Raw genomic sequence first — 12198 nt, 5'->3', positions numbered from 1 at the left:
CCATGCTCTACAAGCGCAATCCCCAGCTCAACAAGAACGGCGAGCTCATCCACCTGCTGTCGATCGAGGGCCTGCCCAGGGACATCCTCACCCACATCCTCGACACCGCCGCCAACTTCACGAGCGTGAGCGACCGCGAGGTGAAGAAGGTGCCGCTCCTGCGCGGCAAGAGCGTGTTCAACCTGTTCTTCGAGAACAGCACGCGCACCCGCACCACCTTCGAGATCGCGGCCAAGCGGCTGTCGGCCGACGTCATCAACCTCGACATCGCGCGTTCCTCGGCGAGCAAGGGCGAGTCGCTGCTCGACACCATCGCCAACCTCAGCGCGATGGCGGCCGACCTGTTCGTGGTGCGCCACAGCGAGTCGGGCGCGCCCTACCTGATCGCGCAGCACGTCGCGCCGCACGTGCACGTGGTGAATGCCGGCGACGGCCGCCACGCGCACCCGACGCAGGGGCTGCTCGACATGTACACCATCCGCCACTACAAGAAGGACTTCGCCAACCTCACGGTGGCGATCGTCGGCGACGTGCTGCATTCGCGCGTGGCGCGCTCCGATATCCACGCGCTCACCACCCTGGGCTGCGCCGAGGTGCGCGTGGTCGGCCCCAAGACCCTGGTGCCCGGCGACATGGCCGGCATGGGCGTGCGCGTGTGCCACACGCTCGAGGAAGGCATCAAGGACTGCGACGTGGTCATCATGCTGCGGCTGCAGAACGAGCGCATGAGCGGCGCGCTGCTGCCCTCGTCGCAGGAGTTCTTCAAGACCTACGGCCTCACGCCCGAGAAGCTGCAACTCGCGAAGCCCGACGCCATCGTGATGCACCCGGGCCCGATCAACCGCGGCGTCGAGATCGACTCGGCCGTGGTCGACGGCCGCCAGAGCGTCATCCTCCCGCAGGTCACTTTCGGCATCGCCGTGCGGATGGCCGTGATGAGCATCGTCGCAGGTAACGAAGCATGAACATACTGATCTCCAACGGCCGCGTGGTCGACCCCGCCTCGGGCACCGACAAGCAGGCCGACATCGCCATCGCCGACGGCCGCATCGTCGGCATCGGCGCCATTCCCGCGGGCTTCACCGCCGAGCGCACCATCGACGCCGCGGGCTGCATCGTCGCGCCCGGCCTGGTCGACCTCGCCGCGCGGCTGCGCGAGCCCGGCTACGAGCACGAAGGCATGCTCGGCAGCGAGATGGCCGCGGCCGTGGCCGGCGGCGTCACCAGCCTGGTGTGCCCGCCCGACACCGACCCCGTGCTCGACGAGCCCGGCCTGGTCGAGATGCTGACCTTCCGCGCCGGCAAGCTGCCGGGCGCGCGCCTGTTCCCGCTCGGCGCGCTCACGCGCGGCCTGGCCGGCGGCGTGCTGACCGAGATGGCCGAGCTCACCGAGCGCGGCTGCGTGGGCTTCAGCCAGGCCGATGTGCCGCTGGCCGACACCCAGGTGCTGCAGCGCGCGATGCTCTATGCGAGCACCTTCGGCTACACCGTGTGGCTGCGCCCGCAGGACCGCGACCTCGGCAAGGGCGTGGCCGCCAGCGGCGCGCTCGCCACCCGGCTCGGCCTCTCGGGCGTGCCGGTGGCGGCCGAGACCATCGCCATCTTCACCATCGTCGAGCTGATGCGCAGCACGAAGGCGCGCGTGCACCTGTGCCGCCTCTCGAGCGCCGCCGGGCTCGCGCTGGTGCGCGCCGCCAAGGCCGAGGGCCTGCCGCTGAGCTGCGACGTCAGCATCAATTCGCTGCACCTGGCCGACACCGACATCGGCTACTTCGACAGCCGCGCGCGCCTGAGCCCGCCGCTGCGCCAGCAGGGCGACCGCGACGCGCTCTCGGCCGCGCTGGCCGACGGCACCATCGATGCGCTGGTGTCCGACCACACGCCGGTCGAGGCCGATGCCAAGAACCTGCCGTTCGCCGAGAGCGAGCCCGGCGCCACCGGGCTCGAGCTGCTGCTGCCGCTGGCGCTGCAATGGGGCGAGCGCAGCGGCGCGGGCCTCGCGCGCGCGCTCGAGGCGATCACGAGCGCGCCCGCGCGGCTGCTGCCCGCGACCGAAGCCTGCGCCGGCATCGGCCGCATCGCCGTCGGCGGTCCGGCCGACCTGTGCATCTTCGATCCGTCCCTCGAATGGCAGGTCACGCCCGAGGCGCTGCGCAGCCAGGGCAAGTACACGCCCTTCGGCGGCTACGCCATGCAGGGCCGCGTGCGCCACACCCTCGTGGCCGGGCGCGTGGTGCACGGCTGAGCCGCCTCACGGCGCGCGACGACGACAACAACAGGAAGAAGGCGGTCGGGCCGATGCTGCATTCACTCAAGGCACTGCGCCGGCTGCTGCATGCGATCGCGCATGCGGTCGCCGGCTGGTGGACCATCCGCTTCACTTTCCCGAGCCTGTCGCAAGCCGAGCGCAACGCGCGCGTGCAGGCCTGGGCCGCGCGCATGCTCGAGATCATGGGCATCACCCTGCGCGTGCAGGGCACGCCGCCCGCGCACGGGCCGGTGCTCTTGATCTGCAACCACCTCTCGTGGCTCGACATCACGGTGATCCACGCGGCGCGCCACGTGCGCTTCGTGTCGAAATCCGACGTCAAGCACTGGCCGCTGATCGGCACGCTGTCGAGCGGCGCCGGCACGCTCTACATCGAGCGCGAACGCCGCCGCGACGCGCTGCGCGTGGTGCACCACATGACCGACGCGCTGCGCAACGGCGACATGATCGCGGTGTTCCCCGAGGGCACCACCAGCGACGGCCGCGGCCTGCTGCCTTTTCATGCCAATCTGCTGCAGGCCGCGATCTCCTCGGGCGCGCCCGTGGTGCCGGCCGCGCTGCGCTTTGCCGATGCCGCCACCGGCGAGACCAGCCAGGCGCCGCGCTACATCGACGACGACAACCTCGCCACCTCGCTGTGGAACACGCTGCGCGCGCCGCCGCTCCTGGCCATCGTGCGCTTCGGCGAGCCGCAGTCCTCGTACAGCCGCGAGCGCCGCACCTGGGCGCAGACGCTGCACGAGGACGTGCAGCAGCTGCGTCGCGACACGCACTGAGCGGGTCTTCCGTCAGCGGGCCTCGCGCAGCTTGCGCGAAACCACGACCGGCAGGGCGTCTTCGCGCCGCTCGCCGGGCACCACCAGCACGTCGGCCGTGGCCCAGCACAGCACGCGCTGCGCGATGCTGCCGAGGAGGAAATCGGCCAGCGCATGGGCGCGGCGCTTGCCGACCACGAGCAGCTCGGCGCGCGCGTGCTGCTGCTGCACCGTGGCCTGCCGCGCCGGGTCGCCGCGGCCGAGGGTCGACAGCACGCGGTTGCGCCGCGCGCTCGACGAATCGGTCAGCGAGAGCAGCCGTTCGCGCGCCTGCCGCTGGCAGTCGTGGCGGTAGGTCCGGATGGCGTGGTCCGAGACCTCGGCATAGCGCAGCCTGCTTTCGTGCAGCGTGTTGAGCGCATGGAACAGCTCGAGCGAAGCGTCGGCGTCGAGGCCATGGGCCAGGCTCACGAGCGCGCGCGACGCGGGCGTGAAGTCCACCGCCACCAGGATGCGGCCGTAGCGCTGCCGCGTGGCCAGCCGCGTCACCAGCACCGGGCAGCGCAGCTGCCGCAGCAGGCGCTCCACGGGCTGGCCCGCGAAGAAGGCGCCGGGCGAACGGTCGCGCTCGTGCCGCAGCACCACGAGGTCGGCGTGGCGCGCCTCGTCCACGATCTGCGCGAGGCCGCCGTCCGCCGCCGCCACCTGCTTGACCAGCACGCCGAAGCGCGCGCCCATGGCCCGGGCCAGGCCCGCGAGCGCGGTGGCCGCCTCGGCATGCGCGAGCGGTGCGAGGTTCGCGGGCGCGTACATGAGCTTGAGCAGCGCGCCATGGTCGGCCGCGAGCCGGGCGGCGCGCTCGACCGCGTGCAGGCTGCGCGCCGACAGGTCGGTGACGGCGAGGATGGATTGGAAGAAAGGCGTGCCGGATGCGGTATCGCCGCCGGGACGCACGTGCTCCCGCTGAGCCTGGGGTTGATGCATGACGCACTCCATTCGAAGCGCCCCCTCGATGTGATGGGGGCGCAGTCACGCGGGGCGAGGGCCCGGCGGTCGATGGGTTGCGTTGAAGGTGAAGAGAAAGAGGTGGACCGCCGGGCTCAGGAATGTGCGAGCGTTTGCGGGGTCGCTGCCGTCATCCATGCGCACGCCGGGGCACAGCCGCCGATACGGGGCGGCGCGGCGTGGAGCGACGGGTGAGCATGCATGCGGCGGAGTCTAGGCCGAATGCGAGCAAAGCCCGTTCAGTACCCGCACGGCCCTTGCCGGATTGAAGGGTGCATCCTCACCAAAAAAAAGCGCGCCCCGAGGGACGCGCATCGGTGCGCGAGGCACCGGAGGAGTAGAGGAAGAGCAAACGGAAAAAGGCGAGCGCGCGTCAGAGGATCCCGAAGATCTTGAGGCCGATGATCACGGTGATCGGCACGCCGCAGGCCCAGAGGATGAGGCTTTTCATGAAGGTTCTCCTGTGTAGTGAATGGCTTGCAGATTCACACGCGGCGAGGGCCGCGCATTGCAAGAGAACCGATGCACCGTGCGTGGGCAGGTGCCTACAGCCTCAGCCGCGGGAGACGCTGCTCTCGGCCGGCACGTAGCCGAGCCGGCGCGAGATCTCGAGCGCGCAGGCGCGCAGCGGCACCGCCACGCGGCCTTCCCAGTCGCTGTCGAAGGTGGCCTCGGGGCCCATCGCGGTGATGCCCAGCACGATGTTGTGCGTGGAGTCGAACACCGGCGCGCAGAAGGCGTCGATGCCCGGGATCGGCTGGCCCAAGGTGCGCGACATGCCGTGCATGCGCGTCTCCACCAGCAGCGCCTCGAGCTGCGACTGCGACAGCTCCTCGGTGCCGCGGCCGCCGGCCGGGCCGCGCAGGCGCGCGAGGTCGTCCACCATCATCTTCTCGACCACCTTGGGCGGCAGGTAGGCCGCGAACAGCCGGCCGGTGGCCGTGTAGGCCAGCGACATCACGGTGCCGGTGCGCAGGTTCACGTGCAGCGGATGGATCGGTTCCTCGAGCCGCACCACGGTCGGCCCGAAGTTGCCCCAGACCGCGACCGCGATGCTCTGCTCGGTTTCCGAGGCCAGCGCCTCGATCAGCGGCGAGGCCTCCTTGATCGGGTCGAGCCGCTGCAGCTTGGCCAGCCCGAGCTGCAGCGCCAGCGGACCCAGCTCGTAGCGGCCCGCGCTGTCCTGCACCACGAAGCCGACCTTGAGAAAGCTCACGAGGTAGGGATGGGCCTTGCCCACCGGCACGCCGGCGGCCTTGCCGAGGTCGCGCAAGGCCATGGGCGCGACATGCCGCCCGAGGGCGACGAGCAGCTGGGTTCCTATTTCGACGGATTGGATGCCACGTCTCGGCTTTTCCATGGGGCGCCCGGCGTGGGGGTTGAGAGTGGGGGCGAGTATAGCCATCAGGGTTTCTACTGATATTGTCGTGATCAATCGACGATGACTGATCATCTGATAGTAACTAAACGACTTGACCATATCAACATCGCTGCCTACACTCCGCCGCAACTTAAGTCCTACAGAAACAAGGCAGACAGGCAGAGATGGAACAGAACACGTTGGAATGCGATGTGCTCGTCGTCGGCAGCGGCGCCTCGGGCATGGCGACCGCGATCACCGCGGCGTCGCAGGGTTTGAAGGTGCTGGTGGTCGAGAAGGAGCCGCGCTTCGGCGGCACCACCGCGCGCTCGGGCGGCTGGCTGTGGATCCCGGGCACGCGCCTGGCCACGGAGCAGGGCATCCACGAGCCGGCGGGCGCCGCGCTCGAGTACATGAAGCACGAGACCACCACCCACTTCGACGCGGCGCGCGTGAGCGCCTTCCTCGAGATGGGCCCGAAGGCGATCGACTTCTTCACGCGCAACACCTGCGTGCAGTTCGACATGCCGGCGGTGTTTCCCGACTACCACGCCGAAGCGCCCGGCGGCCAGCAGGGCGGCCGCTCGATGGTCACGCGGCCGTTCGATGGCCGCGAACTCGGCAAGCGCGTGAAGCTGCTGGCGCCGCCGCTGCCCGAGCTCACCGTGTTCGGGATGATGTTGGGCTCGGGCCCCGAGATCAAACACTTCATGCGGGCCTTCAAGTCGCCGACCTCGTTCTGGTACGTGACCAAGCGGCTGACCCGCCACTTCCTCGACGTGCTGGGCCACGGGCGCGGCATGACGCTGACCAACGGCAATGCGCTGGCCGGCCGCCTGGCCAAGGCCGCGATGGACCTGGACATTCCCGTGTGGCTGTCGTCGCCCGTGAAGAAACTCGTGGTCGAGTACGACGGCGTTTCCGGCGCGGTGGTGCAGCACGAAGGCAAGAGCATGCGCGTGGTGGCCAAGCGCGGCGTGGTGCTGGCCTGCGGTGGTTTTCCTTATGACGTGGAGCGCCGCAAGCAACTGTTTCCGCATGCGCCCACCGGCAAGGAGCACTACTCGCCATCGCCTTCCACCAACACCGGCGACGGCCTGCGCCTGGCCGAAGCCGTGGGCGGCCGCGTCGACGGCACCATTCCGCACGCGGCGGCCTGGGTGCCCGCATCGGTCACCACGCGCCCCGACGGCACCAAGGGCGTGATGCCCCACTTCATCGACCGCGCCAAGCCCGGTGTGATCGCGGTCACGCCCAAGGGCCGGCGCTTCGCCAACGAAGGCAACTCGTACCACGACTTCGTGCAGGCCATGGTCAAGGCCTGCGCCGGCGAGCCCGAGGTCACGGCCTGGCTGCTGTGCGACCACAAGGCCTTGCGCGACTACGGCCTGGGCTGCGTGGCACCGGCGCCGCTGCCGATCGGCCGGCACCTCAAGAGCGGCTACCTGAAGCACGGCGCCAGCGTCGGCGAGCTCGCGAAGCAGATCGGCATCGCGCCCGAGGTGCTCGAGGCCACGGTGAAGGAATTCAACGACGGCGCGCGCACCGGCGACGACCCGCTGTTCGGCAAGGGCAGCAAGGCCTACAACCGCTATCAGGGCGACGCCAACGTCACGCCCAATCCCTGCGTGGCGCCGCTGGAGCACGGCCCCTACTACGCGATCAAGCTGGTGATCGGCGACATCGGCACCTTCGCCGGCCTGGTGGTCGACGAGAAGACCCGCGTGCTCGACGCCAACCGCCAGCCGATCAAGGGCCTCTACGCGGTCGGCAACGACGCGGCCAGCGTGATGGGCGGCAACTACCCGGGCGCCGGCATCACGCTCGGCCCGGCACTGACCTTCGGCTACGTCGCGGGCCTGCAGGTGGCGCAGGGCGCCACGGCGGCCGCCACGCTGCAGGTGGAGCAACGCGAAGCAGTGCCCGTGCGCCGCACCGCCTGAGTCCTCTTCCCTTCAACCACCCCCATTCATCAGAAGGAACCTTCCCGATGGCCTTTCCTCCCCACGTCGCGCCGCGCCTGCTCGAAGGCCGCCTCGCGCTGATCACCGGCGCCGGCCAGGGCAACGGCCGCGCGCTCGCGCTGGGCCTGGCGCAGGCCGGCGCGCGCGTCGTCGTCACCGACATGAACGAGGCCACCGTGGCCGAGACCGCGCAACTGGTGCGCGACGAAGGCGGCCAGGCCTGGTCCTTCGTGCTCGACGTGACCTCGCCCGAGGCCTGCCATGCGCTCGCGATACGCGTGGGCGAGGAGATCGGCGCCATCGACCTGCTGGTGAACAACGCCGGCATCATCATCCGCGAAGGCACCGCCAGCCCCAACGCCGCGGCCAACTGGAAGAAGACGCTCGATGTCAACGTGCACGGCACCTTCAACGTCACCCACGCCTGGCTCGGCGCGATCAAGGCCACGAAGGGCGCGGTGATCAACATCGCTTCCATCGCCGCCTACGCGGGGCAGGGCGCGAGCCTCGGCTATTCGCCCTCCAAGGGCGCGATCAAGATGTTCACCCAGTCGCTCGCGCAGGAGCTCGCGCCCTTCGGCGTGCGCGTCAACGCGCTCGCGCCCGGCGTGATCGAGACGCCGATGACCGCCGCCACGCGCGAGAACCCCCAGCGCCTCGAGTCCTTCATGACGCGCATCCCGATGGGCCGCGTCGGCCAGACCGAGGACCTCGTGGGCCCGGTGATCTTCCTCGCGAGCGACATGTCGCGCTACGTCACCGGCATCACCCTGCCGGTGGACGGCGGCTTCCTCGCGGTCTGAGCCCGCCTTCGCTTTTCGCTTTCCCGACCGTCAATCCTCCAGGAGACAAAGAATGAAGACCTTCCGTCTGTACAAGACCCTGCTCGCGAGCGCCGCCTTCTGCGCCTTCGCCGCCGGCGCCTCGGCGCAGGACATCAAGCTCGGCTACAACGGCGACCTCTCGGCCTCGCCCTCGGCACAGAGCGGCCAGGCCGCGGTGCTCGGCATGGAGGCCGCGATCGCCGACCTCAACGCCGCCGGCGGCGTGCTCGGCCGCAAGTTCACGCTGGTCACGCGCGACGACGTGTCGGCGCCGCCCAAGTCGATCCAGAACATGAGCGACCTGATCGACAACGAGAAGGTGGTCGCGGTGTTCGGCCCGACCAACTCGGGCAACGCCATGGCCTGGAAGCACATCGCCAACCAGAAGAAGATCCCGGTGCTGGGCAACGTGGGCTCGGGCACCGACATCACCAAGCCGATGAGCGCGGGCGCCGACAACTACATGTTCCGCGTCTCGATGGTCGACCGCGAGCAGGTCGCCGCGCTGATGGCCTACGTGAAGAAGAACACCGCCGCCTCGAAGGTGGTGGGCCTGATGGCCGAGACCACCGGCTACGGCCAGGGCGGCCTCAAGGACATGGAGGAGATCGCCAAGCTGCAGGACATCAGGATCGCGGCCACCGAGCGCTTCGGCGTCGGCGACACCGACATGACCTCGCAGCTGTCGAAGATGAAGGCCGCCAACGTCGACACCGTGGTGGTGTGGGCGCAGGGAACGCCGATCGCGCAGCTGGTGCGCAGCATGGAGAAGATCAACTACTTCCCGCTGACGCTGACCTCCTGGGCCGCCGACAACATCACCTTCTACGACGCGGCCGGCAAGGCGCTGGCCGAGAAGCCGATCTTCATGCGCACCGTGAGCGAGACCCGCACGCCCGCGCAGCAGAAGCTCTTCGACCGCATCGGCAGCAAGCTCAAGGCGCCGGGTTCGTTCTCGTTCGCGCTGCACGGCTACGACTCGGTGCTGCTGCTGGCGCAGGCGATGAAGCAGGCCAACGGCACCGACGGCGCCGCCGTGCGCGCCGCGCTGGAAGACCTCAAGACCCCGGTGCAGGGCGTGCTCAAGACCTACGAGAAGCCCTTCAGCAAGACCAACCACGAGGCGCTGACCGCCAAGGACCTGGTCTGGATCCGCTGGAAGGACGGCAAGCTGCTGCCCTACAGCGACGCGCTGATCCAGGGCCTGAAGCCGGCCGACTTCAAGCAGTAAGAGCAAAAAGGAAGCGAGGCCGACGCGCCCGCGCGGCGCCCGGCCTCGCCTCGCAACGGAGATACACACATGGTTGAAGCGCTCCTGCAGGCGCTCATCAGCGGGCTCGCCGTCGGCGGTGCCTATGCGCTGGTGGCACTGGGATTCAGCATCACGTTCACGACCACCAAGACGCTGAACTTCTCGCACGGCGAGTTCGTCTCGGCCGGCGCCTTCATCGGCATGAGCGCCCTGTTCCTGGTCCTGGGCAAGCCGCTGGCCTCCACCACCTTCGGCGACGCCGTGCCGGGCGCCGGCGCGCAGCTGTTCGCGCTGCTGGCGGCGCTCGGCGTGATGGGCCTTCTGGGCTGGCTGCTCTACGTGCTCGGCGTTCGTCCGTTCGCGGGCCGCCCCGGCATGGCCTGGGTGATGAGCACGCTGGGTTTCGGCGTGATCCTGCAGAGCGTGGGGCTCGCGATCTGGGGCCCGAAGCCGGTGGTGGTGCCCGCGCCCGTGGGCGACACCGTGATCCGCATGTTCGGCGTCGGCGTGCGGCCGCAGGAGCTGCTGACCCTGGGCGTGGCCGTGGTCGTGATGTTCGGCTTCGACCGCGTGATGAACCGCACCATGGTCGGCAAGGCCATGCGCGCGGTGGCGCAGAACGGCAACGTGGCGAGCCTCATGGGCATCAACACCAACGCCATGATGATCGGCGCCTTCGTCGTCAGCTCGGCGCTGGCGGGCCTGTCGGGCTTCCTGCTCGCGCCGATCGCGCAGGCCTCGCTGTTCATGGGGCTCACGGTCGGCCTCAAGGGCTTCTCGGGCGCGATGATCGGCGGCCTCAGCAATCCGCGCGGCTGCGTCATCGGCGGCTTCCTGCTCGGCGTGCTCGAGTCGATGGTCAATCTCTGGCAGGCGCAGTGGCGCGAGGTGGCGGTGTTCGCGCTCGTGATCCTGGTGCTGGCCTTCCGGCCCACGGGCCTGTTCGGCAGCCGCGCGGTGGAGAAGGTATGAAGCGCCTGGTCCATCCCCTGGCCGTGGTGGCGGTCGCCGCGGCGCTGATCGGCATCGTCTCGCTGCTCGGCAACGACTACTACCTGCGCATCGCCTTCATGATGTGCGTCTACTACCTGTGCGCGGCCGGCATGAACGTGCTGGTGGGCTACGCGGGGCAGAAGTCGCTGGGCCAGGCCGGCCTGTTCGCGGCCGGCGCCTACGGCGTTGCGCTCCTGACCTCGCGCACCGACATGGACCCCTGGCTCGCGCTGCTGCTCGCGGCCGTGATCTCGGGCCTGTGCGGCGTGCTGATCGCGCTGCCCTCGCTGCGCGTGAAGGGCCCCTACCTCGCGATGGTCACGCTGGCCTTCGGCATCGTGGTCGAGAAGCTGGTCGGCGAATGGACCGACGTGTTCGGCGGCGCGCAGGGCATCTACGGCATCCGCCCGCTGACCTGGAACGGCGCGCCGCTCGACACCACGCAGTGGGTGGTGCTGGGCATCGTGCTGAGCGCCGCGCTGCACCTGCTCTTGCGCAACCTGCTGCAGGGCCGCTTCGGCCGCGCGCTGCTGTCGCTGCAGGCCGACGAGATCGCCTCCTCGTCGGTGGGCGTGCGCGTCTACCGCGCCAAGGTCATGGCCTTCGTGGTCGCGGCCGTCACCTGCGGCATCGCGGGTGCGCTGGTGGCGCAGCAGAACCAGTACATCAATTCCGACTTCATCACCTTCCACCTGTCGATCTTCATCCTGCTGCTGGTGCTGTTCGGCGGCGCGGGCTCGATGTACGGCCCGATCGTGGGCGCGGTGCTGCTCACGCTGACCGACGCGCTGCTCGCGCGCTGGCCCTCGGCGCAGCATTTCCTCTACGGCTTCCTGCTGCTGTTCGCGCTCTACGTGATGCCCGGCGGCGTGGTGGGGCTGGTCGACAAGTGGGTGAGCCGCTCGCGCCACCGCGGCGAAGGCGCCGGCGGCCAGGGCGTGCCGGGGCAGATCGGCCCGGGCGGCGAGGGCGAGCTGCTGGTGGTGCAGGGCGTGACCAAGTCCTACGGCGGCGTGAAGCCCGCGCAGGACGTGTCGTTCAGCCTGCAGCGCGGCCACATCCATGCGCTGATCGGGCCCAACGGCGCGGGCAAGAGCACCATGATCAACATGCTCACGGGCGTGATCCAGCCCGATGCCGGCGCGATCCGCTTCCTCGGCGAAAACATCGTGGGCCGGGCGGCGCACGCGATCTGCTGCCTCGGCATGGGCCGCACCTTCCAGAACCTGCGGCTGTTCGCCGACCTCTCGGTGCTCGACAACGTGATGCTGGGCCGGCACAGCCGCATGAGCAACGGCTTCCTGTCGTCGCTCGTGGCCTGGCCCACGGCCGGCAAGCAGGAGCGCGAGACGCGCGAGCGCGCGCTGCAGTTGCTCGACCTGGTCGGCCTCGGCCACCTCGCGCACTGGCCCGCGGGCAGCCTGCCCTACGGCCTGCAGCGGCGCGTGGAGCTGGCGCGCGCGCTGGCCACCGAGCCGCAATTGCTGCTGCTCGACGAACCGGCCGCCGGCCTCAATCCGCAGGAGACCGCCGAGCTCGGCGAGCTGCTGCTGCGCATCGGCAAGTGCGGCGTCTCGATCCTGATGGTCGAGCACCACATGGACCTGGTGATGTCGATCTCGGACCACGTCATCGTGCTCGACTACGGCATCAAGATCGCCGAGGGCCGGCCGGCCGAGGTGCAGGCCAATCCGCGCGTGGTCGAGGCCTACCTGGGCGTCGACGACGACGAGGCCGATCGCGCGCCGCACGGCCTGCAGCCGCAGCCCGCCTGAG

General features: G+C 69.8%; 10 protein-coding genes. 8 read left to right on the top strand and 2 right to left on the bottom strand.

Annotated features, from left to right (window positions below; genetic code table 11):
• The first annotated feature begins 2 nt into the window (after positions 1-2).
• From KV106_RS18150 to KV106_RS18140, 3 genes are read left to right on the top strand one after another with little or no spacing between them, the layout of a single operon-like run.
• On the top strand, positions 3-965 hold the full coding sequence (locus KV106_RS18150; RefSeq protein ID WP_057590825.1) for an aspartate carbamoyltransferase catalytic subunit: 963 nt from the start codon (positions 3-5) through the stop codon (positions 963-965).
• Positions 962-2245 (top strand): dihydroorotase, encoded by a 1284-nt coding sequence (locus KV106_RS18145; RefSeq protein WP_261211504.1) that lies wholly within the window; start codon positions 962-964, stop codon positions 2243-2245. Before KV106_RS18150 ends, KV106_RS18145 begins: the two co-directional genes overlap by 4 nt.
• 53 nt (positions 2246-2298) lie before the next feature.
• Entirely contained in the window at positions 2299-3045 is a 747-nt protein-coding gene (locus KV106_RS18140) for a lysophospholipid acyltransferase family protein (protein WP_057590827.1), read from the top strand.
• Between the two features lie 12 nt (positions 3046-3057).
• Here the strand turns inward: KV106_RS18140 and KV106_RS18135 are convergent, their stop codons facing one another.
• Positions 3058-4008 (bottom strand): universal stress protein, encoded by a 951-nt coding sequence (locus KV106_RS18135; protein WP_261211502.1) that lies wholly within the window; start codon positions 4006-4008, stop codon positions 3058-3060.
• Between the two features lie 574 nt (positions 4009-4582).
• Complete coding sequence (locus tag KV106_RS18130) at positions 4583-5389, bottom strand: IclR family transcriptional regulator (RefSeq protein WP_057590830.1); 807 nt, start codon at positions 5387-5389, stop codon at positions 4583-4585.
• A 185-nt stretch (positions 5390-5574) separates the two neighbouring features.
• On the opposite strand from KV106_RS18130, the gene KV106_RS18125 reads away from it, so the two are divergent.
• From KV106_RS18125 to KV106_RS18105, 5 genes are all read left to right on the top strand, one after another.
• Positions 5575-7332 carry an FAD-dependent oxidoreductase gene (locus KV106_RS18125; RefSeq protein WP_261211500.1) on the top strand — a complete coding sequence of 586 codons (1758 nt, stop codon included), beginning with the start codon at positions 5575-5577 and terminating at the stop codon, positions 7330-7332.
• 47 nt (positions 7333-7379) lie between these two features.
• A complete protein-coding gene (locus KV106_RS18120) occupies positions 7380-8156 on the top strand; it encodes an SDR family NAD(P)-dependent oxidoreductase (protein ID WP_261211498.1) in 777 nt (258 codons plus the stop codon).
• Between the two features lie 52 nt (positions 8157-8208).
• Positions 8209-9408: an ABC transporter substrate-binding protein gene (locus KV106_RS18115; protein WP_261211496.1), complete on the top strand. Its 1200-nt coding sequence runs from the start codon at positions 8209-8211 to the stop codon at positions 9406-9408.
• Between the two features lie 69 nt (positions 9409-9477).
• Positions 9478-10401: a branched-chain amino acid ABC transporter permease gene (locus tag KV106_RS18110; RefSeq protein ID WP_057590834.1), complete on the top strand. Its 924-nt coding sequence runs from the start codon at positions 9478-9480 to the stop codon at positions 10399-10401.
• On the top strand, positions 10398-12197 hold the full coding sequence (locus KV106_RS18105; RefSeq protein WP_261211494.1) for a branched-chain amino acid ABC transporter ATP-binding protein/permease: 1800 nt from the start codon (positions 10398-10400) through the stop codon (positions 12195-12197). The genes KV106_RS18110 and KV106_RS18105 overlap by 4 nt, the downstream gene beginning before the upstream one ends.
• Position 12198: the final 1 nt, after the last annotated feature.

It is taken from the genome of Variovorax endophyticus (assembly GCF_025376855.1).
Classification (GTDB): Bacteria; Pseudomonadota; Gammaproteobacteria; order Burkholderiales; family Burkholderiaceae_C; genus Variovorax.
Note: the sequence above shows the minus strand (reverse complement) of the source record. Positions and strands in the feature narration are given on the sequence as shown.

Coding starts and splice junctions, on each gene's coding strand:
- KV106_RS18150 (WP_057590825.1), top strand. CDS start 3: ATGCTCTACAAGCGCAATCCCCAGCTCAACAAGAACGGCGAGCTCATC.
- KV106_RS18145 (WP_261211504.1), top strand. CDS start 962: ATGAACATACTGATCTCCAACGGCCGCGTGGTCGACCCCGCCTCGGGC.
- KV106_RS18140 (WP_057590827.1), top strand. CDS start 2,299: ATGCTGCATTCACTCAAGGCACTGCGCCGGCTGCTGCATGCGATCGCG.
- KV106_RS18135 (WP_261211502.1), bottom strand. CDS start 4,008: ATGCATCAACCCCAGGCTCAGCGGGAGCACGTGCGTCCCGGCGGCGAT.
- KV106_RS18130 (WP_057590830.1), bottom strand. CDS start 5,389: ATGGAAAAGCCGAGACGTGGCATCCAATCCGTCGAAATAGGAACCCAG.
- KV106_RS18125 (WP_261211500.1), top strand. CDS start 5,575: ATGGAACAGAACACGTTGGAATGCGATGTGCTCGTCGTCGGCAGCGGC.
- KV106_RS18120 (WP_261211498.1), top strand. CDS start 7,380: ATGGCCTTTCCTCCCCACGTCGCGCCGCGCCTGCTCGAAGGCCGCCTC.
- KV106_RS18115 (WP_261211496.1), top strand. CDS start 8,209: ATGAAGACCTTCCGTCTGTACAAGACCCTGCTCGCGAGCGCCGCCTTC.
- KV106_RS18110 (WP_057590834.1), top strand. CDS start 9,478: ATGGTTGAAGCGCTCCTGCAGGCGCTCATCAGCGGGCTCGCCGTCGGC.
- KV106_RS18105 (WP_261211494.1), top strand. CDS start 10,398: ATGAAGCGCCTGGTCCATCCCCTGGCCGTGGTGGCGGTCGCCGCGGCG.